Below are 25,646 nucleotides of genomic sequence, written 5' to 3' on the forward strand. Positions count from 1 at the left end.
CGTAATAACAAACCCGCCAATGGCGGGTTTGTTATTTTACGCTAAGCAGTTATTTAGAACTCGGCATTGCCCGGGGTGCGGGGGAAGGCAATAACATCGCGTACATTGCCGACACCGGTAACATAAGACACTAAGCGCTCAAAGCCCAGGCCAAAGCCGGCATGAGGTACAGTACCGTAGCGGCGCAGATCGCGATACCAGCTGTAATCTTCTTTGTTCAGGCCCATTTCATCCAGCCGCTTATCAAAGTGCTCCAGTCGCTCTTCCCGCTGACTGCCGCCGATTATCTCGCCAATGCCGGGGGCAAGTACATCCATGGCAGCAACGGTTTTACCGTCATCATTCAAGCGCATGTAAAAGGCTTTAATGTCTTTCGGGTAGTTTTGCATAATAATGGGCGCGCCCACATGCTCTTCTGCCAGGTAACGCTCGTGCTCAGACTGTAAGTCTACACCCCATTCCACCGGATACTGAAAGCTCTTGCCGCAGGTTTTTAAAATCTCAATGGCGTCGGTGTAATCCATCCGCACGAAGGACGAGTCAACCAGCTTTTGTAAGCGGGTGATTGCAGTCGGGTCGATGCGCTCGGCAAAAAACGCCATATCGTCAGCACGCTCGCTCAGCACCGCTTTGCAAACATACTTCAGCATATCTTCGGCCAGCTGGGCGATGTCTTTTAACTCTGCAAAAGCCACTTCCGGTTCAATCATCCAGAACTCAGCCAGGTGACGGCTGGTGTTAGAGTTTTCAGCCCGGAAGGTTGGGCCAAAAGTGTAAATTTTTGACATGGCGCAAGCGTAGGTTTCGCCGTTTAGCTGGCCAGATACCGTCAGGTAAGTTTCTTTGCCGAAAAAGTCCTGGCTATAATCCACCTTACCCTTATCGGTGCGAGGCAGATTTTCCAGATCAAGGGTGCTGACCCGGAACATTTCACCGGCACCTTCCGTATCTGAACCAGTAATAATAGGGGTACTGATCCAGTAGTAGCCCTGCTCATGGAAAAACCGGTGGACAGCCTGAGCTAAACAATGCCTGACCCGGGTTACGGCGCCAACCACATTGGTGCGCGGGCGCAAATGGGCGTGTTCCCGCAGATATTCCATGCTATGGCGCTTAGGAGCCATCGGATAGGTATCCGGGTTTTCTACCCAGCCAACTACGGTGACATTTTCTGCCTGAATTTCGAATGCCTGGCCTTGTCCTTCAGAGCGGGCCACTGTGCCGCTGACAATAACTGAACAGGCGGTGGTTAAGCGCTTAATTTCATTTTCATAATTAGCCAGATTAGACGGCACAACGGCCTGCACCGCATCAAAACAGCTGCCATCGTGCACAGCTAAAAAAGAAATACCGGCTTTGGAATCGCGACGGGTGCGGATCCAGCCTTTAACGGTGATCTGTGAACCGGTGTCGTACTTACCGGCCAACACATCTTTAACTACGGCGTGCGTCATGCAACAAACTCCAGATGGTGTTATAACTAGGCTATATTTATGAAAGCTGTAATCATACTTAGCCAGAAGCTGAACACAAGTAAAAGTTGGAAGGAAGCCAAAAATGACAGCATATAATAAGGCCGGGCCGGATAAGGGCGGGCCTGATTTTGAGCGCAGGGAAGGGCCTGATTTATTATGCAGAGCATTTAAGTATCTGGCGGTGGCTGCCTGGCTGCTTTTTTTTGCCGCGTTGGTCGTCAGCCATTATGCCCGGCCGGAAATGGACTCGGGTTTAGTCCGCTACCTCGGGCTGGATGTTCGCGACTACTGGCGACCCCGTTTAACCTTTTGGTTAATATATTTACTGTGGGGCTGTGTGTTGATTAGTGTCGCCAGTTTGCTGTTAAACAGAATGCGCTTAAAGCGACGTGGTGATCATATGCATTTTAATATTATTTTATTACTACTAAGTGCCAGTGGTATGTTGTTTTACATTATGCGTTAGCCACTTTCACCATGGCTGCGGTGAGCTTGCTCAACTGAGCCAGGTTGATAATAAAAGGCGGCATAATATAAATCAGGTTGTTAAATGGCCTTATCCATACTCCCAGATCTACAAACTGCTGCTGTAACTTAGCAACATTTACTTTTTGCCGCATTTCCAGCACGCCGATAGCGCCCAACACCCGCACATCCTTAACGGCTGGCAAGCTCTTACAGGGCGCTAGTTCCCGCAGCAGTTGCTGCTCTATTGCCGTTACCTGGGCCGGCCAGTTATTCTCAAGGATAAGCTGAACACTGGCATTAGCCACCGCACAGGCCAGTGGGTTGGCCATAAAAGTCGGGCCATGCATTAAACCACCGGCCGCGCTCTGGCTGATGCCCCTGGCCACTTCATCGGTGCACAGAGTTGCGGCCAGGGTAATGTAGCCGCCACTCAAAGCCTTACCCAGACACATAATATCGGGTGTAATGCCGGCATGTTCGCAGGCAAAAAGTTTACCGGTGCGGCCAAAGCCTGTGGCAATTTCATCGGCGATCAGCAATACATTGAATTGATCGCACAAGGCCCGGGCCTGACGCAGATACTCCGGATGATAAAAGCGCATGCCGCCATAACCCTGGACAATTGGCTCCAGAATAAATGCAGCAATCTGGTTATGTTGCTCTGCCAGCAGTTCAGCCAGAGGCTGCATATCTGCCGGATTAAACGCCGCATCAAAGGTACTTTGTGGCGGCGGCAAAAAATAGTGCTGGTTTAAAATGCCGCTAAACATGTCGTGCATGCCATCCACCGGATCACATACCGCCATCGCGGCAAAGGTATCACCATGGTAGCCCTTACGCAGGCTAATCAGTTTAGTTTTTGCCGGAGTAGCGCTGGCAAGCCAATATTGCAGGGCCATTTTAATGGCCACTTCAACCGCGACCGAGCCACTGTCAGCCAGAAACACTTTAGTTAATGCCGCAGGGGTTATCTCAACTAACTGCTGACATAAACTAACCGCTGGCTGATGGGTAATACCGCCAAACATCACATGGGCCATTTGTTGCAGCTGGTCTGTTACTGCCGCATTTAACACCGGATGGTTGTAGCCATGAGCGGCAGCCCACCAGGATGAGGTGCCGTCAATTAACCGCTGGCCATTTTCCAGAATTAATTCACAGCCCTCAGCCCGGCTTACCGGATAAACCGGCAAAGGGTTCAGCATGGAGGTGTATGGATGCCAGATGTGGTCGCGATCAAATTCTAAGTTAATGGCCATAATTAATGCTCATAAAATAACCAGTAGTAAAGTTTGTGGCGTGGTCAGCGTTGACAAGCTGTAACTGCCGGTTAGACTAGCCGAAAAACCGCATAACAACAATGGATACGCCCAATGCACGCAGCTACCAATCAGGTTCGACATAACTGGACCCTCGCTGAAGTTAACGCGCTTTATGCCCTGCCTTTTAATGATTTATTGTTTCAGGCGCAAACTGTCCATCGCCAGTTTTTCACTCCTAATGAGGTGCAAATCAGCACCTTGTTATCGATTAAAACCGGCGCCTGTGCCGAAGATTGTAAATATTGCCCGCAAAGCGGCCATTATAATACCGGCCTTGAGCGCGAGCGTTTGCTGGAAGTTGAAAAGGTACTGACTCAGGCTGCCGCTGCTAAAGCTCAGGGGGCTAGTCGCTTTTGTATGGGTGCCGCCTGGAGTAATCCTAAGCAACGCGATATGCCCTATATTGTTGAAATGGTAAAAGGTGTCAAAGAGTTGGGGCTGGAAACCTGTATGACGCTTGGCATGCTTGATAGCAGCCAGGCTCAGATTCTGGGGCAGGCCGGCCTGGATTACTACAACCATAATCTTGATACCTCACCGGAATTTTATGGTGAAATTATCACGACCCGCACTTATCAGGACCGCTTAGATACCTTAAGCCACGTGCGCGATGCCGGTATGAAAGTATGCTGCGGGGGTATTGTTGGTATGGGTGAAAGTGCTAACGATCGTTCGGCGCTGTTAATGCAACTGGCCAACCTGCCAGAGCATCCGCAAAGCGTACCTATTAACATGCTGGTAAAGGTGCAGGGCACGCCGCTGGAAAATGTTGATGATTTAGACGGTTTTGAGTTTATCCGCACTATTGCCGTCGCCCGGATCATGCTGCCAGAAAGTCATGTCCGGCTATCTGCGGGTCGCTCGCGGATGAACGAGCAAATGCAGGCGTTATGTTTTTTTGCCGGCGCCAACTCGATTTTTTATGGCGATAAATTGCTGACGACCGATAATCCGGAAGCTAACGCCGATATGCAGCTGTTCGCCAAGCTGGGGATTAAGCCAGAGCAGCGAGCCGATGTATCAGACGAAGCCCATGAGCTGGCGTTGGCTGATGCGATTAATGAACAAGCTAACCCACCGCTTTATCACGCGGCGCAGTAACCATGTCGCAAGCCAAACTGGCGCAGTTGCAACATGCTCTTGCTGAGCGTGCGGCAAAGCAGTTATTGCGCCAACCCGTCATCTTAGATAACTATAACGGCCGCTTAATCACTATTAACGGCCAGCAGTATCTGAATTTCTCCGGTAATGATTACTTAGGGCTTGCTACCGCGCCGCAAGTGCTGCAAGCCTTTGCTGACGGTGCAGCGCAATATGGCGCAGGAAGCAGTGGCTCGCCGCTGGTAACCGGCCAGCATAGAGTTCATCAGCAACTTTGCGATACGCTGTGTGACTGGCTTGGAGTAGAGCGGGCTCTGTTGTTCTCATCTGGTTTTGCCGCAAACCAGGCAATGCTGTTAACCCTGGCCGATAAACAGGATCTGCTACTGCTGGATAAACTCAGCCATGCGTCGTTGATTGATGCCGCGCTTTGTAGCAAGGCTGGCTTAAAACGCTTTGCTCACAATGATTTAAGCTCGCTTAGCAGTCTGCTTGAGCAACAAACAGCGGGAGCTTTACAACCGATGGTGGTGACAGAGGGCGTATTTAGCATGGATGGCGACAGCCCTAATTTACCGGCATTACTGGCATTATGTCAGCAACATAAGGCACCGTTATTGCTGGATGATGCTCATGGCTTGGGGGTGCTTGGGCCTGAAGGCCGTGGCAGTGCGGCAGCACAAGGCATGGCGAATAGCGAGCTGTTTTGCCTGATGGCCAATTTTGGCAAAGCCCTCGGGGTTGGCGGTGCTTTTGTTGCCGGTAGTAAAACCGTAACAGATTATCTGGAACAATTTGGCCGCCATTATATTTACAGCACGGGCTTATCACCGGCCCTCTGTGCAGCGGTGTTAAAAAGTATCGAACTGTGCCGCAGCCAAAACTGGCGGCGCGAGCAACTTGAGCAAAATATCAGCTTATTTCGCAAGTTAGCGGCTGAGCTGCCGCTATTAGTTTCTGACACGGCGATTCAGGGGGTGGTGCTGGGCAGCAACGAGCGGGCACTTGCCGCCAGTCAACAATTAAAGCAGGCCGGCGTCTGGCTAAGCGCTATCCGGCCGCCAACCGTGCCCTCTGGCAGTGCCCGCTTAAGAATAACCCTTAGCGCTCAGCATACTGCGCAGGACATCAGGTTACTGGTGCAGCAGTTAAGGCAGTTAGTATGATGAGCTCAGAGCAAATTGCGCCGGTGGTGGCAGAGCAGCAGGCGCCGCATGAAACCCACTTTGTGAAACAGGTCGCAGCCAGTTTCGGTAAAGCCTGTGACAGCTATTTAGCTGCCGCCCGGTTGCAACAGCAGGTTGCCCGGGATGCGCTTGCCCTGTTGCCTGAGATTAAGCAAGGCCAATTGCTCGATTTAGGCTGTGGCCCGGGTTGGATCCACCCTGAATTCAGCAAGTATTGTTCTGCTTTTACAGCGGTTGATTTGAGCGAAGGTATGCTGGCCAAAGCCAGCAGTCAGCAACGGGCCATGGCTTATGTTCAGGCTGATGCGGCGGCACTGCCCTTGGCCGCTGAGCAGTTTGATAACGTTTTTTCCAGCTTAATGTTGCAATGGTGTCCCAGGCCTGCTGCGGTATTGTCAGAGATGACCAGAGTGCTCGCGCCACACGGCCAGTTGATTGTCAGCACGCTGGTGCAGGGCACCTTACATGAGCTGCAAGATGCCTTCGCTACCCTGGACCAGCATCCGCATATTCACTCGTTTTTACCTGAAACAGCGCTTATTGCTGCCGCCAGCCAACTGCCGGGTATTAGCTGGCAGTTTGAATTGCGCAGCTATCCTTTGTATTACCCTGATGTGCAGAGTTTAGCCCGTGAGCTAAAAGCCCTTGGCGCAAACCAGATAGCCGGACGCGGTCAGACCGGTTTAACCGGTAAAGGCTACTGGCAAAAACTGGCTGCGGCTTATGAAAAGCATCGTACCAGTGAAGGCATAACCGCTACTTATAAGGTGTTGTTCATTCGTGGAGAGAAGTATGGCCGTTAAATCGTTGTTTATTACCGCCACTGATACCGACGCAGGTAAAACCTTTGTCAGTTGTTTATTGTTACAAGGCTTAACAAAACTTGGCGTGGCTGGAGCAGGGGTAAAGCCCATAGCGGCAGGGGCTGACGAGCATAACCAGAACGGTGACGCGTTACTGCTGCAGCGTCATTCAGGTATCGCGTTACCCTATCGGCTGGTAAACCCGATATGTTATCAGGCACCGGTTGCGCCGCATCTGGCAGCAGTAAACGAACACCGACCGTTAAGCGAAGCAGAACTTGATGCAGCGCTTAGCAGCTGGCAGCAATTGCCACTGCAGCAACTATTAATTGAAGGTGCCGGCGGTTGGTTATTACCCATCAGCGATAAGCGCTATCTGGCTGACTGGGTAGCGCAGCAGCAGTTACCGGTACTGCTGGTTGTTGGCATGAAGCTGGGGTGTTTAAACCACGCCATGTTAACCGTGCGGGAGATTGCCCGCAGTGGCTGTAAACTGGTGGGCTGGGTAGCTAATTGTGTCGACCCGGCGATGGCACTACTGGAGCAAAACATTGCTGACTTACAGCAACGGATCCCCGCGCCTTGTCTGGGAGTGGTGCCTTATGCACCGGATAACCAGCAGCAACTGGCAGTTACGCTCACTGAAAATCTGCTATTGGCCACAGAGGTTGGAATACCCGATCAGTCGCCACAGAGTGTCTGAGCGAACGCGAGTTGCTGTGGCGAGCTTAGCGGGTGTTGCAACCGGCGTTTTCCAACCTTCGTTTTATTACCTGCTTTTTTAAATTCGTTATTTCAAACTAATAAATACGATAAATCACTATTTTCAACTATCGTCGTTTTAGCACCGCCTTTAAAAAGATATCCGCCGTCAGTGCCCAAAAGTGTTAGTTTATCGCCACTGCATTTAAGGGCAGTACCTTCCGGTAAGGCAATTATCGGTGTTGTCGGATTTAACACCATAAATTCGGCCAGGCGCATATCCCGGGTTTCACCGTGAAAACCTTCTGGTTTATAGTCGCTGTAATGCGGGTTTAATTGCACGGGCAACAAGTTTAACGCATTAAACGATGCAGGTTCGACAATCGGCATATCGTTGGTGGTCCGAATAGTGGCGCCAGCAATGTTGGAGCCTGCGCTCCAGCCAATATAGGGCACGCCATCAGTTACGCGTTCCCTGATTAACTGCACGATATCTTGTTGATATAGCTTATGAAGTAGCTGAAAAGTATTACCACCACCTACTGCTATTGCCCGGGCGTCGCTAATCGCTGTTTTGGGGTCAACGTACTGGCGCAAGCTGGTCACTTTTATCGACAATGGGGTTAATGTACTGGCCACCTGCGAAAGATAAGCATCGTCACTGACAGTTACACCCGCGTAAGAGACAAATAACAACTCGTCGATGCCTTGCAGATGGCTTTGGATCCAGCTCATATAAGGTGCGAGGTAAGCACTATTATTGGCGCGGGAGCTACTGAGTAAAAGTAATTGCATGAAATCCTCTGGTTTTAACCTGCTGTAACAACAGGCTATTGTAGCGAAAAGTGCGCAGTGACACATGTTTTCTTACACTTTAGCTAATTAAATACCGTGTTTGGTAATTTGAAATTTAGCTTGCTGACCATATATTAATGACAGTTAAGTCACTGAGGTAAGAGTATATGAAAAGAGTTTTGCTGTTTCTGGCAACTAACCTGGCGGTAATCTTAGTACTGAGTATTGTACTGAATATCGTCTTCAGCTTTTTAGGGATTGATCACAGTAGTATTGGCGGTTTGTTGGTATTTGCAGCCATTTTTGGTTTTGGTGGCTCGTTTATCTCTTTAGCATTGTCAAAATGGATGGCGAAACGATCAACTGGTGCTGTGGTAATAACCCAACCACGTAATGCCACCGAGCAATGGTTGATGAATACCGTGGCCCGGCAGGCCAAACAAGCAGGCATTGGTATGCCGGAAGTAGCGGTGTACGACTCGCCAGAGATGAATGCCTTTGCGACCGGTATGAACCGGAATAATGCGCTGGTGGCGGTCAGCACCGGTTTGCTGCGCAATATGAAAGAGGATGAAGTAGAGGCAGTACTGGCGCACGAAGTATCGCACGTTGCCAATGGCGATATGGTGACACTGACGTTAATTCAGGGAGTGGTCAATACCTTTGTTATCTTCTTCGCCCGCTTGATTGCCGGTGCTATTCGCAACAATAACCAGCAATTGGGTACCTTTGCCTATTTTGGCATCGTTATTGTGCTGGAAATAGTATTTGGTTTCCTGGCTAGCATGATCGTGATGTGGTTCTCGCGTCAGCGGGAATACCGGGCCGATGCCGGCGCCGCGCGCCTTTCCGGGCCCGATAAAATGATTGCTGCGCTTGAGCGGTTGAAACACAACCATGAAAGCCGGTTAGAGGGCAGCATGATGGCCTTTGGGATCGCCAGTAAAAAAGCGAAATCTGAGCTGCTGCTAACCCATCCACCACTGGAAAAACGGATTGAAGCGCTGCGTAGCCGGCGTGAGTTTTAATTAGCCACATTAAGTTATTGTCATAAATAGTATAAAAAGGCCCCTTGATTCGGGGCCTTTTTTATAAGGTTTTAAAAGGTATTACGCCGCTGAATACCCATTATTAACTTAGCAAACAGGGCAACAGTGATAATTTTTGCTAAGGTAACGCCTAAGCGACAACAGATTGGAGTCAGCATGCAAGCAGCACCGCAATTTACCAGTTTTAACCCTCCTCGCCGCATTTTGATGGGCCCTGGCCCGTCTGATGTTTATCCACAAGTATTGGCCGCGCAGGCACGGCCTACTGTTGGTCATTTAGACCCATTGTTTATCGGTATGATGGATGAGCTGAAACAATTGCTGCAATATGCGTTTCAAACTACGAACCCGATGACCATTGCTGTCTCGGCACCGGGCTCTGCCGGGATGGAAACCTGCTTTGTCAATCTGGTTGAGCCGGGCGAGAAAGTGATTGTTTGCCGTAACGGCGTGTTCGGTGAACGGATGCGCCAGAATGTAGAACGTTGCGGCGGTGTTGCAGTAACTGTTGATAATGCCTGGGGTGAACCAGTAAGCCCGCAACAGGTTGAAGATACGCTAAAACAGCATCCTGATGCCCGCTTTCTGGCCTTTGTCCACGCCGAAACGTCGACCGGCGCATTGAGTGATGCGAAGGCATTGTGCGAGCTGGCCAGGCAATATGATTGCATTTCTATCGTGGATGCTGTGACATCCTTAGGCGGGGTGGAACTGCGGGTAGATGAGTGGGGTATTGATGCCATTTATTCCGGTAGCCAGAAATGTCTTTCGTGCGTACCAGGTTTGTCACCGGTGTCGTTTTCTGAACAGGCGGTAGCAAAAATTCAGCAGCGCACAAGCCCGGTGCAAAGCTGGTTTTTAGATCAAAGCCTGGTAATGGGCTATTGGAGCGGAAAGGGTAAGCGCAGTTATCATCATACGGCGCCGGTAAACAGCTTATATGCACTGCATGAAGCATTGCGTCTGCTCGCTGCTGAGGGGCTGGAGCAGGCCTGGCAACGTCACCGCACCATGCATCAGTTACTGGCGCACGGTTTGACAACGCTTGGGCTGGAGTTCGTAGTGGCAGAACCGTTCCGGCTGCCGCAGTTAAACAGTGTCTATATTCCGGCCGGGGTAGATGATGCCAGGCTTCGCAGTACGTTACTTAATGAATACAACCTGGAAATTGGTGCAGGCCTTGGCGAACTGGCTGGGAAAGCCTGGCGCTTAGGATTAATGGGCTATGGCGCCCGCCGGGAAAACGTGGCGCTGTGTATTCAGGCACTTACTGAGCAGCTTGCTGCCAACTGACAGGCGCTGCCAGCAGGCTATTGGTCGTGTTTTTGCTGGCACGCTGCTGGCGTATCTGCTAGCTTCTTTGCTAATTTATATGCTCATTTGTATGCGCATTTACAATATGTGGCGAAGAGGCTTCGATGAACCCAATTTCAACTGCTTTAAAACGTTTCCAGCGGCGTGTTGCCGTTTCTGCCGGCATTAGCCGTCGCAGCTCTGTGGCCAGCATGTTGTTGCTGGTGCTGACCAGTGGCCATGTTGCCGCCAGCGAAGGCTATTACCGTTACCCGGCATTGCACAGCGATACCGTACTGTTTACTGCAGAAGGTGATATCTGGCAATTAAATGCGGGTCAGAAGCAGGCTTTCAGGCTAACCAGTCATCCACAACTCGAAACTCAACCATTGTTGTCTGCCGATGGCAGCCAGCTCGCTTTTGTGGCTAATTATGATGGTGCCGATGAAATTTACCTGATGCCGGTAACCGGTGGTCAGGCAAAGCGGGTCAGCTTTGAAAACAGCCGGGTGCGAATTCAACAATGGCTGGCCGATGGTCGTATTTTATATGCAACCGACAGTGAAGTGGGGCCGGCAAATTACTGGGTGTTAAAGTTACTCGACCCGATTAGCCTTAAAACCGAGGTGCTGCCATTGGCCGATGCTGCTAGCGGCATCATTGATCCTGCCACTAACAGCTTATATTTTGTCCGCTTTGGTTTGCAGCTGACCGGCGACAACAGCAAAGTTTACCGCGGCGGTGCAATGGGCCAGTTGTGGCACTGGCAACTTGGCTCAACCAGCGAAGCCACTTTATTAAGTGCAGAGCATCCGGGTTCAGTCAGCCAACCCATGTTCTGGCAAAGCAGAATATATTTTAGCAGTGACGCCGACGGTAACAGCAATATCTGGTCGCTGGCAGCAGATGGCAGTGAGCCACAGCAACATACCCGACACAGTGATTGGCGGATAGGCCAGGCCAGACTTAATCAGGGCCGGATAATCTATCAGCTGGCGGCTGATTTACATCAACTTGATTTAGCCAGCAAGCAAAGTCAGCAGCTGGATATTGCACTGAGCTCTGATTTTGTCCAGCAACGCGAACGCTTTATCGAAAAGCCCCTTGAGTATCTTACCAGCGCCAATTTCAATGAAACACAACAACAGGTGGTTCTGACGGCCCGCAGCCAGGTTGCCCTGGCCAGTACCGGCGTCAAGCGTTTAAGTCAGATCCATACTGCTGCGGGTAGCCGCTCGCGCAATGCCGTGAGCAGCCCGGACGGTAAATGGGTATATGCCATTAACGATGCCAGCGGAGAAAACGAAATCTGGCGCTTTGCCAGCGATGGTGCTGCCAACACTAAACAGTTAACCAAAGACGGTACTGTATTTCGCTGGGGCCTGCATTTATCTCCGGACGGTCGTTATCTGGCACATGATGATAAAAACGGCGATTTATGGTTACTTGATTTAGAAACTCATACCAATAAACGTATTTATCAGCAGGGATATGGCCATTCACCCTATGCTGATGTGCAGTGGTCTGCCGATAGTAAACTGCTCGCGTTCACCCTGAGCCATCAGCAACGACCTCGCAGCCAGGTGGTGTTGTACAGTCTGGCAGATGCCCGCTCAGAAGTGCTGACCAGTGACAAATATCAGTCCTATTCGCCGGCATTCAGTGCTGACGGGTTATGGCTGTATTTTTTGTCAGATCGCCAGTTTACCGCGACGCCGTCCAGCCCGTGGGGCGATCGCAATCTGGGGCCGATGTTTGATAAACGTGGTGAAATTTATGCAGTCAGCCTGAAGCAACAAGCCTGTTTTGCTTTTGCGCCACCACAAGAGCTGACAACATGTGATGACAATGCAGCGAAGGCTGGCCGCAGTGGCAATAACGCAGGCCTGGTGGACTGGCAAGGTCTGGCCGGCAGATTATGGCAGGTACCTTTACCAGCCGATAATTACAGCAAGCTTAGCCTGAGCAAAGATCGTTTATATGTGCTGAGTAGGGCGGCTGGAAGTCGCAGCGCGGAGTTAAAACAAGCAAAATTAGCCGGCGAAGGAGCCAAACTGACAACGTTTAGTATTGAAGTGGCCGATTATCAGCTGGGCGCCAAAGGTGACAAGCTGTTTATCCGCAAACAGGCTAACAATGGTGCAGGCGATATGCTGATAGTGGCTACCGGCGAAAAAATGCCCGGCGATCTTAGCCTGGCCAAAGTGAACAGCACAGCATGGCAATTACGGGTAGAGCCGCAACAGGAGTGGGCCCAGATGTTTCGGGATGCCTGGCTGATGCACCGGGATTTTTTATTTGATAAAGGCATGCGTGGCCTGGATTGGCCAGCCAGCCGTGACAAGTATCAACCTTTGTTAGCCCGGGTAACAGACCGGCATGAACTGGATGATGTGTTGGCTCAGATGATGGGAGAACTCAATGCTCTGCACTCCCAGGTTCGCGGCGGTGAATATCGTACCGCTCAAGCCAGACCCGCTGCGGCGAGCCTGGGAGCCGGTTTAGCCAGTACTGGCCGGGGTGTCAGCATAACTCATATTTACCAGTCAGATAAAGAACTGCCTGACCAGGCATCACCACTCGCTAAACCGGGGGTAAATGCAGCAGTTAACGATGTGATTCTGGCGGTAAATGGCAGGGAAATTAGTAATGTTGCCGATCTGAATGCACAGTTACGTAATCAGGCCGGCAAGCAGGTTCTATTAAGCTTAAGCCGGGGTAAACAGCAACTGCAAACTGTAGTGCAACCAGTGGCCGCGCAGCAGGAAGCGATGCTTCGTTATCGTGATTGGGTGCAGCGTAACCAACAGCAGGTCAGCGCTGCCAGCAATGGCCGGCTGGGCTATTTGCATTTGTATGCGATGGGTGGCAATGACATTGCCAGTTTTGCCCGGGAATTCTACGCGCAGTACCAGCGTGAAGGGCTGATCATTGATGTCAGGCGTAATCGCGGGGGTAATATTGACAGCTGGATCATTGAGAAGTTGTTGCGCCGGGCCTGGTCATTCTGGCAGCCTACTCATGGCGCGCCTTACACCAATATGCAGCAAGCATTTCGTGGCCATCTGGTGGTACTGACAGATCCATTAACCTATTCTGACGGTGAAACCTTTGCCGCAGGGGTGAAAGCTCTGGGCCTCGGGCCATTAATCGGCAACCGGACCACAGGCGCCGGCGTATGGTTATCAGGCAGGAATCAACTGGCTGATAAAGGCCTGGCCCGGGTAGCAGAGACCCCGCAATTTGCTATGGACGGACGTTATATTATTGAAGGTTATGGGGTAACTCCGGATATAGAAGTCACTAACTTACCCTATGCCAGTTTTAATGGTAGTGACAGTCAGTTAGAAGCTGGCGTGAGCTATTTACTGCAACGATTAACTGAGCAGCCGGTAACGCCAATAAAAGCGATGCCGCTAACCCCGGCACCGGCAGAAGATATTTTGCCGGTTAATCGTTAATTTTCTGCAGAAAAGGCTGCCAATATTTGACGATAACGGCTATCTTGAAGCTGCGAACAACAGAGGATGTATGCTATGCCGGTAACAGCTGAGCTTAATGCTGAGATAAAAATTCTTAATTTATATAATCTCGATTCACAGATGGAAGGGTTGAAAGTACACAAAGATGCGGATAGCGAAACCCGGGCAGCAATTGCCCGCTTACATGAAAAAGGTTTGCTAACTCAAAATGACGGTGGATATCTGACTGATCTGGGCGTGCACTGTGCGGAACATATCCAAACCGCACTGCGTATTTTAAATAATCGTTAGACTTTTAACTGCTCGCTAAACCTTAAACTGGCCTGGTTAGTCAGGCCAGTTTAAGGTTGTCAGCGTTTTGGCATGTTGTTTTAAGTAGTTTTCTAACTGTAATAACGCCTGCTGCTCATCAGCGAACAATGCGCGTTGGTATAACATATCTACAGTGTCCAGCAAGCTGCAATGCGCCGGGTTATGTATTTTAAGTTGATTAATAAACTGGCTTAAATGCTGGCCCACAGGTTTATTGTTAAGTACTTTGCCAAAGTAACGCTGGACCAGCACTACCGGTGCGGCAAATTTTGCCGGCTGCCGCTGCAAGCGCAGCAGCCACCACATTACTAATGCCAGTAGCAGACCAGTACCCAGCAGTGCCAGCCACTTACTGGCCGCTTTTAATTGTTGCCACAGATTATGCTGCTGGCTGTCATCGAATCCCAGCACCCACACCGACCAGTAGTAATCAAGGTGCAGTAGCTGCTGATTAAGGTAATTAAAGGCGGAGAATCGACGCCAGTTAGCTTGTAATTGATCCTGCTCCTCAGCAGAAAGCACTGCATCCAGGCCGGCCAACACCCGCTCAGGAGCGATAACCGCTGTGGGGTCAAACCGCTGCCAGCCACCGTTATCGAAATATTCAACCCAGGCGTGAGCTTCGCGTTGCCGTACTTCCAGATATTGTTGCTCTTCATGCCAGACCCCGCCCTGATAACCACCAACAACTCTGGCGGGTACACCCGCTTCCCGCAGCAAAACTGCTGTTGCTGAGGCATAGTGACTGCAAAAACCGGTGCGGCTGTCAAATAAGAAGGCATCAATACTGTTTTCACCAAGGCGGGGCGGATTTAAACTGTAATAGAAAGGCTGCTGGCGGAACAGGGCGCTTATTTGTTCAATTAATTCAGCGGTAGAACTGCTGTTAGCGGCCAATTGACTGGCTAAGACTCTCGTTTCAGGATTTGCATTTACTGTGCGGATATTCAACCGTTGTTCCATAGCAACATCTTCCGGTACAGCCTGCAGTTCACTTACCAGCTGATAGCTCAGCCGCTGACTGACCGGGCGGCGGGCTTCAACTAAATATGCAGCAGCTGGCCGCACTGTATTAGCATATTGCACCGGGACGCCCAGGGCAAACAGGCTACGCTGATTACTGACTTCAGCAATAATCTGATAGCTGACTGCTTGCTCACTGTTATTGCTGTCTGGTTGTCGGTTAACCGCTTGACGGCGGTCAAAGCGCTGATTAACTGTCCAGCTGCGGCCATCAAAATCTTCATATACTTTTGCCCGCCAGTACAATTGTTGGCGCGGGGGCAGCGAGTCGCTGAATATCGCCCTGAATGCCAGTTTGTCGCTTTGTACCAGGTTTTCAATACTACCCGGATCCAGGCTGTCTGCCAGGCCAGTTATTGCAGCTTCAGCCGTTGGGATCCGCCATAACGGCTCCAGGCGGGGAAATAGTAGAAATAGCGAGATCCAAATTGGCACCGTAAGCAAAATTGCTTTAACCAATTGTTGTAGCTGCAACCGATATTGCTTGCTGGCATATAATTGATAATGGCAGTTTAGCGTAAACAGCAGCAGCGCCAGAATAACCAGACTGATCAGAATACTCTGATAAAAAATAAAACAGCATGCTAACAGGAAATATAACACCCATAGCAGTTGATGACTGTCGTGGCGCTGCCGGATCAGCACCAGACGACTGGCGGCGGAGAGCAGCAATATTTGTAACATAAAATGAAAAACACCGCTTTGCCTGATGCTGATAAGCAGTAACAGCAGGATTAAAGCCGCAATAATATTAATACGTTTTAGCTTGTTAACCGAGGCCTTGCTTTGCTGTAACGGCCAGCGGTACAACAATAGCAGCAGTAAGATGGCGCTGTACCACAAGGGTAAGGCCTGATGTAGCAGCACTATCACCGCCACCAAAATGGCATAAAATGAAAGTATCGCCTGTCGACTTAACAACACTAGCATAGCGCCAACTCACGGAGACAGCGCTCCAGGTGTTGCTGACCACAGGAAGGGTTGATACTTTTACTGTTAATTCGCAAGCCATAGGGCTTGCTGCACTGCTCAAGCTGCAGCATCAGGTAACAGGCTTTTGACAGGGCAACTTCCAACGCCGCGCCGCTAACGGGTGGTATAGTGATCCAGTCTGGTTCTGCTTGCGGGTTGCTTGGAGCATGCTTTACCACTGGATTAGACGGGTCGCGGGCCAGCCGTTTCCATAACATTAATTTGAGGCTATCACCAGCCTGATAGCTGCGGATTGTATCGTAATCTTCAGCTTGCTGGTTTTTGTTACCACTGTTATCAGCAAAACTGGTTAGTGTCTCCGCAGTAACAGGCTTAGGAAACACCCAGTAGTGGTAATCAAGGTTGAGTATACTTTTACAGTTGAATAATCCAAAAGGGTAATAGCTATGCACGGTAAGCCGGGGCAGTGAAAAATAGCCACGATGGTGTGTTGGCAGCGGCACCATTACCTGCGGGCTGCTATCGGCAACGGAGGCTGGTTGATTATGGTTGAAGTAACAATGAAGCTGCTGCCGCGGAATTGCTGCTTGCAGTGATACTGGTACCATCAGTGTTTCTTCAGCATACGCACTGAGCACCGGTGCGCAGCTTACCGTCAAATTGTGCAAATTGCGCCAAGCTAAAGTGAGCGCTAATAGCAATGCTGATACCAACATGTAACTCATTAACAATATTAAATTATTCTGATAATTGGTTCCAAGTAAATAGAGCAGGATAAGTAACAAAATAAACCACAGACCAAACCGGCTTGGCAGAATATAAATAATTTTCTGGCTAAGCGTGACTTCCCTGGCTTTTGGCTGGCGCTTATCCAGCCAGTTACTAAACCAGTGCTGCCATCTTGCTTTGATACGTTTCATAGCGGACAAACAGTTTGCTCAAGTAATATCTGACTGAGGCTGTGACTGGCGGCACTGGAACGAGGATCTAACCGATGCTCTGCTACCGATGGAAATACCTTTTGCACATCATCGGCGCTGGTAAAATCTCTTCCCGCAAGCAGGGCATGGGCTTTACTTGCCCGTAACAATGCTTTTGATGCCCGCGGAGATAACGGTAACATGTCGTTGCGGTTTCGACTGGCGTCTACCAGACTAAGCAGATAATCAATCACTGCATCAGTGACTTTAACCGAGCTTACCTGCTGTTGCAGATGTTTAAGGGTGTCACTGTCCAGCTGTTGCGTTAAAAATTGTAAGCGTGAACCTTTACTGTCATCAACCAGTAACTGGTGTTCAGCTGCACGCGCAGGAAAGCCCAATGACAAGCGCATTAAAAAGCGATCCAGCTGTGACTCCGGTAACGCAGAGGTTCCGGCATGAAATAGCGGGTTCTGGGTTGCTATAACAAAAAATGGACTGGGCAGCGGGCGCGTTTCTCCATCAGTACTAACCTGACGTTCTTCCATTGCCTCTAACAATGCACTTTGGGTTTTCGGGCTTGCCCGGTTAATTTCATCGGCTAGTAGTACCTGTGAAAAAACCGGCCCGGCCTGAAAATGAAATTGTTGTGACCGGGCATCATAAATGCTAATGCCGGTTAAATCGGCCGGTAAAAGATCACTGGTAAATTGCACCCGGCGATAACTTAAACCAAGGCTGTTAGCTAATGCGTGGGCGAGGGTAGTTTTGCCAAGCCCAGGCAGATCTTCCAGTAATAAATGGCCTTCTGCCAGCAAACAACATAGCGCCAGACGAATTTGCTGTTGTTTGCCAAGAATAACCTGGTTAAGGCTTTGTTCTACCTGATGTAGTTGCGCTAACACGCCGTCTCCTTACTGCTGATCTTACTAAGCGGCTACTGCCACTCAACCGGATTGTATTAATAATAGCCAGCAACAATTGATTGCTTGCGTTCTCTATACTAGCTGCTCTGGCGAGGGGATCAACAAAAAGAATAAGGCAGCCGAAGCTGCCTTATGTAGATTGGTTAGCGCTAAATTAGAAGTTCACTACCAAATCAGCAGAACATACCGTGGTGCCCTCCAGACACAGGCTATAAGTTGCTATAGCGGCCATCGAATTAAACCGATCACGATGTCTGCCATCGTTTTCGATTGTTTCGATAAACTGATTATCACGATACAAATCCAGGCTGCCGGTGGCACCTGTCCAGCGTAAATCAACTATTGTTGAGCCGGTGCGTGCCCGAATGGCACGGTGCAGGGTAAGATTGATATCACTTGTCACCAAAGCGACAGACTGGTTAATGGTGTCAGTTAAACCCGTGCTGTCGGTAACAGTAAGGCTGACAGTGTAAGTTCCCTCTGCGGCATAGTTATGGCTTGGGTTTTGTTGCGCTGACACTGCGCCGTCACCAAAATCCCAGTTCCAGCCGGTAATATCAGCATTGGCGTCGGTTGAGCTGTCAGTAAAATCTACGCTCAGGCCAGATGCGATATAACTAAAGCCAGCTACTGGTGCTTCCGGATCCGGATCGACCACGTCACCGCCAAGACCCGTTATGGTCAGGCTCCAGCTATTCAGATTACCAACGTCAGCACCGGCATTATCTGAGACATTTAAGGTCCAGTCGCCTTGCATAGGCTCACCGTTAAAGGTGTCCACATTCCAGCTTTGAACTAAATCATCTTCACTGCCACCGCTGCGGTTATGCAGCATGTGTTCAGTGCCTGCTGGTGAGGTAAGCGAAACAATTAAGTCTCCACGCCAGGTATGGCTAATATCAACACCGGCTTCAACACTGAATACGGTGCCCTCGTTTGGCACGTTTATAATGCTGGTAATACCTTCAGGATTGTTGTCAGGGATATCAACCGGATCAGTGTTTTCAAAACTGAAATCAGCCAGACCTTGTGGTAGTACATTGAGGGTAGCTGATACACTCTTAACAACTTGCGGATCTGCCGCATCGATACCGGTAACGGTGACTAAGTAATCACCCCATACGGTTTCAGCTGTGGTCGGAACCGAGACAGTTATCATATCACCGGGTTGTGCAGTGTCCGCTGATAAAGCTACTCCGTCAATATTGGGGTCAACACTGACACTGAGTTCAACATCTCCCATCCATTCAGCCAGATTACCAACATCCAGGCTAAACTCGGCAGTTTCACCGGCAACAACTTGTTGGCTACGCGGTGCTAAAGATAAGCGGAAACTGGGAGTAGGGTCTGCATCAGCCAGCGCATTCACCAGGTTCAGTCGCTTACCAGATACCGTTTTACCGTCCAAAGCCGTAAGCTCGTCGCCACTATCCATCAGGATTGTTTTCATTTCCAGTGGCGTTATTTCCGGGTTAATTGACCACAGCAGTGCGGCAGCGCCTGCAACATGCGGCGAGGCCATCGATGTACCGGAATATGCCGCATAAGCGTTATCCGGAATGGTAGATAATATTGCCGAGCCCGGCGCGCCCATATCGACTGTGGTCGCGCCGTAATTCGACGCACCTACTGCAAATACAGACAAATCGTCGTTACGGTCTGTCGATGCCACTGATACGATGACATCCAAATCATATGCCGCCGGGTACATTGGGCTGACATCTGCATCAGCTCCATCGTTACCTGAGGCCGCGATAAACAGAATTCCTGCATCACCACCTGATTGAATGGCCGCTCTTAAGGTTTCAGAAAAGCCTCCGCCGCCCCAGGAATTATTAGTTGCTTTAATGTTTACGCCGTAATTTGTTTTTAAATCCGTATAGTAGTCGATACATTCGATAGCACCAGCTGTGCTGCCACCAGTCGAGCCGAGAAACTGACATGGCAATAAAGTGACATTCCAGCTTACCCCGGTAATACCAACGCCATTGTCGCCGCTTGCACCAATAGTACCTGCCACATGAGTGCCGTGACTGCCACTGTCCATCGGGTCGTTATTCTCGTTTAAGGTTGAATAGCCGTATGGGTGGCCCGGATAGCTACCATCATTTTCCCAGCGGTTAGGGATTAAATCAGGGTGGGTGTAGTCCATCCCGGAATCGATTACGCCAATAACTACATCCTGGCTGCCCGTTGTAATGTCCCAGGCTGCAACAGCGCTAATGTCCGCCCCGGCAGTACCACCGCTTTGACCTGTGTTATTTAATGCCCACATTTCGCCGAAACGGGGGTCACCAGGTATTGCCAGTGCTTGTACCAGATAGTTTGGTTCTGCAACCTCAACTGCCGGATTAGTTGCCAGCTGCTTAATCAGAAAATCATGATTAAGTCCTTTGGGAACCATGACTTTAGCTATTCGACCATCAGCAATGTGACGCATTTTAAGGTCTCGTCCCTGAGTGTCTAGTTGGCGCAAGCTGGCACCACTGCGTTTCACTATTGAAAGCCGCTCTTGTTTAGATACCCCTGGTTTAAACATAACAAGAATAGAATCATCAGCTTGTGCAGCCTTATTAGCCGCTAATGCTGAACCCGAAGACAGCGCTGCTGCAACCGCTAACACCAGTATTTTTTGCTTAGACATAGTAGTTCCCATTTTAATTATTTGTAAAATATGCTTAACATGGCACGTAGTAGAACTAGCATAATAGTTAACATTCCGCTCATAATTAACGAAGAAATAGTACAGGTGGGCTAGTAGTTAGGGGTGGTAAGATGTAAATATTTAAAGCTTAAACGCCTGTTAATAATTAATATATTGTAATTTTAATTATCTTTTAGGTGAATTAAAAATAAAACATTTGTCCTATTGTGGCTTTTTTATATGTCTTTAGGCTGGAGTATGTAATAAATAATGAAGGAGTAGTTGTGATTAATGTAAATGCCAGGGCTGTGCTTTTGTCGCTTGGGTTGGCAGTTAGCGGCTGTGCCTTTGCAGATGTTTCTGTGCAGTTAACTTCATTGTTAGAACGTCACGCGTTAGCAAACGGGGTTGATATCACTCAACTTGGTGATCTTAATGTTGCAGATGTGACGCAAGGTGGTGACGCTAACTACGCTGTTTTATTGCAGCAAGGCGTGCTTAATCAGATTTTTCTGCAGCAATATGGTAGTGGAAATCAGGCCAACATCCGCCAGTTTGGAAATAACAATAGTGCTGAAATTTTACAGCAGGGAGAAAGCAACCTAATCCAATTAGAACAATGGGGAAATCGCAGTTTTGCTATTGAGCAAATTGGAAACGGTGCTGAAATCTCAATAATTCAATACTAATAAGAGACTCAGGGAGAATCATATGAACCTTATTAAACCACGTAAACATCTATTAGGTATGGCAATCGCGTTATGTTTTGCCGGCAGTGCCTTTGCAGAAAATGAGACATCCATTTATCAAAGCTCTGCAGTTGGTGCCGCTGAAGGAAATACTGCTGAGGTAACACAGACTAATACTGGCGGCAACGTTAACCTGGCTGTTTTAGAACAGGTAGGTGAAATGAACTACAGCAGTATTTTACAAAATGGTCTCTGGCTTGAGGGCTATAGCTTTAGCACAGGTAGTGACAACGCAGTTCGGCTTGAACAATTTGCTGACTGGCATATTGCATACAGCCAGATTACTGGCGATGAAAACATTGTTACCATTACCCAGGATGGTTTTTATAATCAGGCTGAAGCCATTATAGAAGGTAACGTTAATGATGCGGTTATTTTTCAAACCGGCGATTTAAATGAAGCATTTGCAAATTTGCTGGGTGATATGAACATTGCCGAAATTGAGCAGAATGGCAATGGTAACTGGGCGAACGCCAGTTTTACCGGCAATGAAAATATGTTTTACAGTTTTCAGGAAGGTAACGATAACGAAGCAGGTATGCTAAACGTGGTTGGCAACCTTAATGTGTTCGAAGCTGAGCAGTTTGGCGATCAGAATGTCGGCGGTGTAATAGGTTTAGCCGGCGACAATAACAGTGTATTCATTCAGCAGGAAGGTATCGCAAACGTATTTATCGCTGCTGATGTGTCAGGCGATAACAACTATGTTGATGTCAAACAGGATGGATTTGCTAACCGGTTCTTAGTTGAACCAATAAGCGGCAACGATAATTTAATCCTGATTGATCAGTCCGGCGACATTAATCTGGTTGAAGCACCTGTGGGCTTAACTGGCAATGATAATCTGATTGATATGCGCCAGGATGGTGTTGAAAACTCAGTCTTGCTTGCAACAGAAGGTGATAGCCATGACCTGACCGTTGATCAGCGTGGCGATGCGAATACTGCGGTAATGGTGTTAACAGGTGCAGGTAATGCCGGTTTAATTCGGAGCTTTGGTGATGCAAATACCGCCGTAATTGGCTTTTCCGGTGTTAACAACAATGCGGAGATTCAGCAGTTAGGTGATGAAAACTATGCTGAAATTGATGTAGTTGGCGATGACAATGAAATAATGGTTGATCAGAACGGCAATTTCAACAGCACCCTGATTACCAGTGATGTTGCAGTCGTAATGAACACTATTGATATTGAACAAAATGGCGATTTAAATTTAGTTGATATTTTGGTTGGCGGTAGCGGTAACGTTGCGGAAATTCTGCAGCAAGGCGATGGTAACTGGATAGCTGGAAATAATGATTATTTCGCTCTGGCTGGCGACAACGGCACCGTTTCAATCAGCCAGATAGGCAATGATAACGTGGTATTAGGTGAGCAGTTTGGCAACGGTAATGTGATGAATATTACTCAGCTGGGCGACTTTAACACTGCAACCGTTACGCAGAACTGACATGAAAGGCGGCCTTGTAGCCGCCGTTAACCTATGAAAGTAATTGTCCTGTTATTAATTTTGCTGCTGCCAACAAAGGTGGCAGCAAACGATATTGAACTTAGCGGTTTAGTAATTGACCGCACCATCTCCCGTTTCGGCAAAGACTTTATGTTTTATTACTCTGGTTACTGGCGTGACATGCCTGCGACAGAAGGCGTGTCTGTCGTAATTTATGAGCAGGTTTATCCGCAAGCTGGTACTTTTTTATGGGTGGAAATGAATCAGCAACGAGTCTATCAAACCTATTTTGGCCGCCGTTACAACAACGTCAAAGAGATGGCAGAACAAGCCATTTTACGCAGTATCAATGAGTTGGCTAATATACAAGCCAGCATGTTACTGGGTGAGCAGGAACAAGAAATATATTAAAGGGAATAGTAATGAAAAGAACGGCAGTACTGCTAATCCTGCTGGCAACCGCCTCTGTAAATGCAACTGAGTTAGTTTACACACCTATCAACCCGAGTTTTGGTGGTAACCCGCTGAACGGAAACTTTTTACTGCAAAAAGCGCAAAGCCAGAATAGTTTCACTGAAGAGCGGCCAACCTTATCTTTTGTTGATAAGTTCCAGGAAGCATTAGAGCGCAATATTATAAATTCGCTTACCAGACGCATTGCTGATGGCGACCTGGTTGATGGTGTTTACAATACCGGTGAGTTTCTGGTTGAAATATCTACCGGAACTGACGGCAGTGTTATTGTGAATATAACTAACCTCGATACCGGTGAAGTGACAATTATTACTATCCCTGTGATAGGAGGTTAATAATGAGAATTATTGTTATATTAACCGTTTTGTCAGCTTTAGCAGGGTGTTCCCTGGTACCCAAGCCTGAATTAAATATTACGCCAGCAGCTGTTGATAGTGTAAGCAGTACTATGCTGACGTTACGCAAACAAGCTCAACCCCGCCAACAAATCCCGGTATCAGTGTATGCCTTTCGCGATCAGACCGGGCAGTATAAACCGCAGGCAAACGTATCCAGCTTTTCCACAGCGGTAACACAGGGTGCGACTTCAATGTTAACTCAGATCCTGCTGGATAGTGGCTGGTTTACTCCGCTGGAACGGGAAGGGCTGCAAAATTTGTTAACTGAGCGGAAAATTTATGGATCCAATAAAAAGTTAACCGATTTACCACCTTTAAAAGAGGCACGATTAGTGTTAGAAGGCGGCATTATTGGTTATGAAACTAACTTAACCACAGGTGGTATTGGTGCTGAATATTTCGGTTTAGGTTTGTCGGAATTGTATCGGGAGGATCAGGTAACCGTCTATCTGCGGGCTATAGATGTTCATAGCGGTCAGGTATTGCTTTCGGTTTCTACTACCAAAAAAGTTTTTTCGCAGGAACTGCGGGCCGGTTTATTTCGGTATGTTTCTCTGAACAGGCTGGTTGAGATTGAGGGAGGCTATTCCACCAACGAACCGGTACAATTTTGCGTAAAGCAAGCAATGGAAACAGCTGTTGTTGAGCTTATTAACCTGGGCCTGGAACGGGGTTTCTGGCGGGCCGATGATCAGGCTAGCCTGGCAACTGCAGGTTGACCTTCAATTATCAGATTGGATTGCTGCAACCAACGCAGCAATTCAACTCTGTTTCGGGCCTGGGTTTTGCGGAAAATTGCCGACAAATGAGCCTTAACCGTATGGGCGCTGATATTTAACATTAGCGCTATTTCTTTATTTCTGGCACCTTCCGCCACCAGACTTATAATTCGTTTCTCTTGTCTGGTCAGTTGAGCACTGGTAGCAGCAGTAACTTCTGAATTTAATTTCTTAGGTTTATTTATCAATAGATCAACAACATCAGACATTACAGTCCGGGAGTAATATAACTGGCCGGACATCAGAGTTTTAAGTGCTGTCAGCACCCGGTCAAGCTGCTCATCTCGATAAATTAAACCTCTTAGTCCACTGTGCACCGCAATAGTCGGATCGATAAGCGCGCGTTCAGCCTGAAATATAAATGTAGGATAACGTTGCATTAACATTGCTAACTCACTGGAGACGCCTTTTTTGGTCAGATCCTGGCTGTTAAACTGGCACCCTACCAGCACGCCTGATTTAACCGATTGCTGCATAAAATCACTACGACTGTATTGCTGCATCTTTATACCAACTGACTGAGCTAACATGGCTGTATTGTGTAATTGCTGACGCTCTGACAGTATTATCAGCTTGGAAAACCGTTCCATTGTTTTCACCTCCATACGACTTTAGCCAGAATCAGGGACTAAAATGACATTGGATATACTGTACCGCGTCGCAGCCAATTGCAACTAGTGAAGGCTGCTAAGTTAAAATAAGCTACTGTAGTGCGACCAATAATGCAGTGCAAAGTGCTGCGAAGTTTTGCAAAATAAACCTGGGAAAGAGATTCAGATCTTACTGCGCAGATTCAGGTCAGGAAAACATCATGTACACAAAAAAAATATTGCTTGTTTGTTTAGGAAATATTTGTCGCTCGCCAACAGCGCATGCTGTCCTTAGCCATAAAGCTAAGCTGCAAAGCTTTGATATTGCGATTGACTCTGCGGGCACCAGTGCGTCACATAAAGGCGAACGTCCTGACAGCCGCAGTGTTAGAGCAGGCAGTGCCAGAGGCTATAATTTTGGTGGCCTTCATTCCCGTCCGGTATTTCAGCAAGATTTTGCTGATTTTGATCTTATTCTGGCGATGGATAATGACAACCTGGCTGAGTTGAAGCGACGTTGCCCCGCTGAACATGCCCATAAAATCAGGCTATTTCTGTCATTTCATCCAGAGTATCCAGAAATTAATGAAGTTCCGGATCCTTATTACAGTGGCAGTAAAGGCTTTGAACTGGTTTTGGATCTGATAGAGCAAGCGAGTGATAAGTTGTTAGTGGCGCCGGAGATCAGGGGAGCTTAGGTTTTCTGGCTACTTATTACCTTATCAGCTGGATTAGTGCGAAAAACTCTGACAACAGGATTGAATTTACGTC

The 25,646-nt window shown here is 48.6% G+C and carries 23 protein-coding genes; 15 read left to right on the plus strand and 8 right to left on the minus strand.

The window, feature by feature from the left end; all coding sequences use genetic code 11:
- Window positions 1-53: 53 nt before the first annotated feature.
- Complete coding sequence (gene asnS / locus H141_RS0100170) at window positions 54-1,454, minus strand: asparagine--tRNA ligase (protein WP_019674215.1); 1,401 nt, start codon at window positions 1,452-1,454, stop codon at window positions 54-56.
- A 103-nt stretch (window positions 1,455-1,557) separates the two neighbouring features.
- On the opposite strand from asnS, the gene H141_RS0100175 reads away from it, so the two are divergent.
- Entirely contained in the window at window positions 1,558-1,941 is a 384-nt protein-coding gene (locus H141_RS0100175) for a hypothetical protein (protein ID WP_019674216.1), read from the plus strand.
- Here the strand turns inward: H141_RS0100175 and bioA are convergent.
- Complete coding sequence (gene bioA / locus H141_RS0100180; RefSeq protein ID WP_019674217.1) at window positions 1,931-3,202, minus strand: adenosylmethionine--8-amino-7-oxononanoate transaminase; 1,272 nt, start codon at window positions 3,200-3,202, stop codon at window positions 1,931-1,933. The two genes, H141_RS0100175 and bioA, sit on opposite strands and share 11 nt — an antisense overlap.
- Window positions 3,203-3,316: 114 nt before the next feature.
- On the opposite strand from bioA, the gene bioB reads away from it, so the two are divergent.
- From bioB to bioD, 4 genes are read left to right on the plus strand one after another with little or no spacing between them, the layout of a single operon-like run.
- Window positions 3,317-4,366 (plus strand): biotin synthase BioB, encoded by a 1,050-nt coding sequence (gene bioB, locus H141_RS0100185; RefSeq protein WP_019674218.1) that lies wholly within the window; start codon window positions 3,317-3,319, stop codon window positions 4,364-4,366.
- 2 nt (window positions 4,367-4,368) lie between these two features.
- Entirely contained in the window at window positions 4,369-5,532 is a 1,164-nt protein-coding gene (gene bioF / locus H141_RS0100190; protein WP_019674219.1) for an 8-amino-7-oxononanoate synthase, read from the plus strand.
- Window positions 5,529-6,356 (plus strand): malonyl-ACP O-methyltransferase BioC, encoded by an 828-nt coding sequence (bioC, locus tag H141_RS0100195; protein ID WP_240473067.1) that lies wholly within the window; start codon window positions 5,529-5,531, stop codon window positions 6,354-6,356. Before bioF ends, bioC begins: the two co-directional genes overlap by 4 nt.
- On the plus strand, window positions 6,346-7,059 hold the full coding sequence (gene bioD, locus H141_RS0100200; RefSeq protein ID WP_019674221.1) for a dethiobiotin synthase: 714 nt from the start codon (window positions 6,346-6,348) through the stop codon (window positions 7,057-7,059). Before bioC ends, bioD begins: the two co-directional genes overlap by 11 nt.
- Before the next feature lie 92 nt (window positions 7,060-7,151).
- Here the strand turns inward: bioD and pepE are convergent, their stop codons facing one another.
- A complete protein-coding gene (gene pepE / locus H141_RS0100205; RefSeq protein ID WP_019674222.1) occupies window positions 7,152-7,853 on the minus strand; it encodes a dipeptidase PepE in 702 nt (233 codons plus the stop codon).
- 167 nt (window positions 7,854-8,020) lie between these two features.
- Here pepE and htpX point away from each other — a divergent pair, with 167 nt between their 5' ends.
- From htpX to H141_RS0100235, 4 genes are all read left to right on the plus strand, one after another.
- Complete coding sequence (gene htpX, locus H141_RS0100210) at window positions 8,021-8,881, plus strand: protease HtpX (protein ID WP_019674223.1); 861 nt, start codon at window positions 8,021-8,023, stop codon at window positions 8,879-8,881.
- A 177-nt stretch (window positions 8,882-9,058) separates the two neighbouring features.
- Window positions 9,059-10,195, plus strand: coding sequence for a pyridoxal-phosphate-dependent aminotransferase family protein (locus H141_RS0100220; protein ID WP_019674225.1), 1,137 nt, complete (start codon window positions 9,059-9,061; stop codon window positions 10,193-10,195).
- Window positions 10,196-10,320: 125 nt separating this feature from the next.
- Window positions 10,321-13,656: a S41 family peptidase gene (locus H141_RS0100230; RefSeq protein WP_205620314.1), complete on the plus strand. Its 3,336-nt coding sequence runs from the start codon at window positions 10,321-10,323 to the stop codon at window positions 13,654-13,656.
- 75 nt (window positions 13,657-13,731) lie between these two features.
- Window positions 13,732-13,968 (plus strand): TIGR02647 family protein, encoded by a 237-nt coding sequence (locus H141_RS0100235; protein ID WP_026349120.1) that lies wholly within the window; start codon window positions 13,732-13,734, stop codon window positions 13,966-13,968.
- Between the two features lie 36 nt (window positions 13,969-14,004).
- Here the strand turns inward: H141_RS0100235 and H141_RS0100240 are convergent, their stop codons facing one another.
- The 4 genes from H141_RS0100240 to H141_RS0100255 form a co-directional block, all read right to left on the minus strand.
- Entirely contained in the window at window positions 14,005-15,942 is a 1,938-nt protein-coding gene (locus tag H141_RS0100240; protein ID WP_019674229.1) for a transglutaminase TgpA family protein, read from the minus strand.
- On the minus strand, window positions 15,936-16,865 hold the full coding sequence (locus H141_RS0100245) for a DUF58 domain-containing protein (RefSeq protein WP_019674230.1): 930 nt from the start codon (window positions 16,863-16,865) through the stop codon (window positions 15,936-15,938). Before H141_RS0100245 ends, H141_RS0100240 begins: the two co-directional genes overlap by 7 nt.
- Complete coding sequence (locus H141_RS0100250; RefSeq protein ID WP_019674231.1) at window positions 16,862-17,770, minus strand: AAA family ATPase; 909 nt, start codon at window positions 17,768-17,770, stop codon at window positions 16,862-16,864. Before H141_RS0100250 ends, H141_RS0100245 begins: the two co-directional genes overlap by 4 nt.
- Before the next feature lie 175 nt (window positions 17,771-17,945).
- Window positions 17,946-20,435 carry a S8 family serine peptidase gene (locus H141_RS0100255; RefSeq protein WP_019674232.1) on the minus strand — a complete coding sequence of 830 codons (2,490 nt, stop codon included), beginning with the start codon at window positions 20,433-20,435 and terminating at the stop codon, window positions 17,946-17,948.
- Between the two features lie 284 nt (window positions 20,436-20,719).
- Here H141_RS0100255 and H141_RS0100260 point away from each other — a divergent pair, with 284 nt between their 5' ends.
- The 5 genes from H141_RS0100260 to H141_RS0100280 are packed head-to-tail and all read left to right on the plus strand — an operon-like array spanning window position 20,720 to window position 24,225.
- Window positions 20,720-21,124, plus strand: coding sequence for a hypothetical protein (locus tag H141_RS0100260; RefSeq protein WP_019674233.1), 405 nt, complete (start codon window positions 20,720-20,722; stop codon window positions 21,122-21,124).
- 22 nt (window positions 21,125-21,146) lie between these two features.
- Entirely contained in the window at window positions 21,147-22,634 is a 1,488-nt protein-coding gene (locus tag H141_RS0100265; RefSeq protein ID WP_019674234.1) for a hypothetical protein, read from the plus strand.
- Window positions 22,635-22,667: 33 nt separating this feature from the next.
- Window positions 22,668-23,045 (plus strand): curli production assembly/transport protein CsgE, encoded by a 378-nt coding sequence (locus tag H141_RS0100270; protein WP_019674235.1) that lies wholly within the window; start codon window positions 22,668-22,670, stop codon window positions 23,043-23,045.
- Between the two features lie 11 nt (window positions 23,046-23,056).
- Window positions 23,057-23,443 carry a curli assembly protein CsgF gene (locus H141_RS0100275; RefSeq protein ID WP_019674236.1) on the plus strand — a complete coding sequence of 129 codons (387 nt, stop codon included), beginning with the start codon at window positions 23,057-23,059 and terminating at the stop codon, window positions 23,441-23,443.
- Between the two features lie 2 nt (window positions 23,444-23,445).
- Window positions 23,446-24,225, plus strand: a complete 780-nt coding sequence (locus H141_RS0100280) for a CsgG/HfaB family protein (RefSeq protein WP_019674237.1) — start codon at window positions 23,446-23,448, stop codon at window positions 24,223-24,225.
- On the opposite strand, the gene H141_RS0100285 is transcribed toward H141_RS0100280, so the two are convergent.
- The gene (locus tag H141_RS0100285) at window positions 24,198-24,875 is read right to left on the minus strand and encodes a response regulator transcription factor (protein WP_019674238.1); all 678 of its coding nucleotides are present in this window, start codon (window positions 24,873-24,875) and stop codon (window positions 24,198-24,200) included. The two genes, H141_RS0100280 and H141_RS0100285, sit on opposite strands and share 28 nt — an antisense overlap.
- A gap of 221 nt (window positions 24,876-25,096) precedes the next feature.
- Between H141_RS0100285 and H141_RS0100290 the strand changes: the two genes are divergently transcribed.
- A complete protein-coding gene (locus H141_RS0100290; protein WP_019674239.1) occupies window positions 25,097-25,573 on the plus strand; it encodes a low molecular weight protein-tyrosine-phosphatase in 477 nt (158 codons plus the stop codon).
- The last annotated feature ends 73 nt before the right edge of the window (window positions 25,574-25,646 follow it).

The sequence above is a fragment of the Arsukibacterium perlucidum DSM 18276 genome, from assembly GCF_000382165.1.
GTDB lineage: Bacteria > Pseudomonadota > Gammaproteobacteria > Enterobacterales > Alteromonadaceae > Alishewanella > Alishewanella perlucidum.

Coding starts and splice junctions, on each gene's coding strand:
- H141_RS0100280 (WP_019674237.1), top strand. CDS start 23,446: ATGAGAATTATTGTTATATTAACCGTTTTGTCAGCTTTAGCAGGGTGT.
- bioB (WP_019674218.1), top strand. CDS start 3,317: ATGCACGCAGCTACCAATCAGGTTCGACATAACTGGACCCTCGCTGAA.
- bioC (WP_240473067.1), top strand. CDS start 5,529: ATGATGAGCTCAGAGCAAATTGCGCCGGTGGTGGCAGAGCAGCAGGCG.
- H141_RS0100245 (WP_019674230.1), bottom strand. CDS start 16,865: ATGAAACGTATCAAAGCAAGATGGCAGCACTGGTTTAGTAACTGGCTG.
- H141_RS0100230 (WP_205620314.1), top strand. CDS start 10,321: ATGAACCCAATTTCAACTGCTTTAAAACGTTTCCAGCGGCGTGTTGCC.
- H141_RS0100285 (WP_019674238.1), bottom strand. CDS start 24,875: ATGGAACGGTTTTCCAAGCTGATAATACTGTCAGAGCGTCAGCAATTA.
- asnS (WP_019674215.1), bottom strand. CDS start 1,454: ATGACGCACGCCGTAGTTAAAGATGTGTTGGCCGGTAAGTACGACACC.
- H141_RS0100240 (WP_019674229.1), bottom strand. CDS start 15,942: ATGCTAGTGTTGTTAAGTCGACAGGCGATACTTTCATTTTATGCCATT.
- H141_RS0100235 (WP_026349120.1), top strand. CDS start 13,732: ATGCCGGTAACAGCTGAGCTTAATGCTGAGATAAAAATTCTTAATTTA.
- H141_RS0100175 (WP_019674216.1), top strand. CDS start 1,558: ATGACAGCATATAATAAGGCCGGGCCGGATAAGGGCGGGCCTGATTTT.
- H141_RS0100270 (WP_019674235.1), top strand. CDS start 22,668: ATGAAAGTAATTGTCCTGTTATTAATTTTGCTGCTGCCAACAAAGGTG.
- H141_RS0100255 (WP_019674232.1), bottom strand. CDS start 20,435: ATGTCTAAGCAAAAAATACTGGTGTTAGCGGTTGCAGCAGCGCTGTCT.
- H141_RS0100290 (WP_019674239.1), top strand. CDS start 25,097: ATGTACACAAAAAAAATATTGCTTGTTTGTTTAGGAAATATTTGTCGC.
- H141_RS0100265 (WP_019674234.1), top strand. CDS start 21,147: ATGAACCTTATTAAACCACGTAAACATCTATTAGGTATGGCAATCGCG.
- htpX (WP_019674223.1), top strand. CDS start 8,021: ATGAAAAGAGTTTTGCTGTTTCTGGCAACTAACCTGGCGGTAATCTTA.
- H141_RS0100275 (WP_019674236.1), top strand. CDS start 23,057: ATGAAAAGAACGGCAGTACTGCTAATCCTGCTGGCAACCGCCTCTGTA.
- bioF (WP_019674219.1), top strand. CDS start 4,369: ATGTCGCAAGCCAAACTGGCGCAGTTGCAACATGCTCTTGCTGAGCGT.
- bioD (WP_019674221.1), top strand. CDS start 6,346: ATGGCCGTTAAATCGTTGTTTATTACCGCCACTGATACCGACGCAGGT.
- H141_RS0100220 (WP_019674225.1), top strand. CDS start 9,059: ATGCAAGCAGCACCGCAATTTACCAGTTTTAACCCTCCTCGCCGCATT.
- pepE (WP_019674222.1), bottom strand. CDS start 7,853: ATGCAATTACTTTTACTCAGTAGCTCCCGCGCCAATAATAGTGCTTAC.
- bioA (WP_019674217.1), bottom strand. CDS start 3,202: ATGGCCATTAACTTAGAATTTGATCGCGACCACATCTGGCATCCATAC.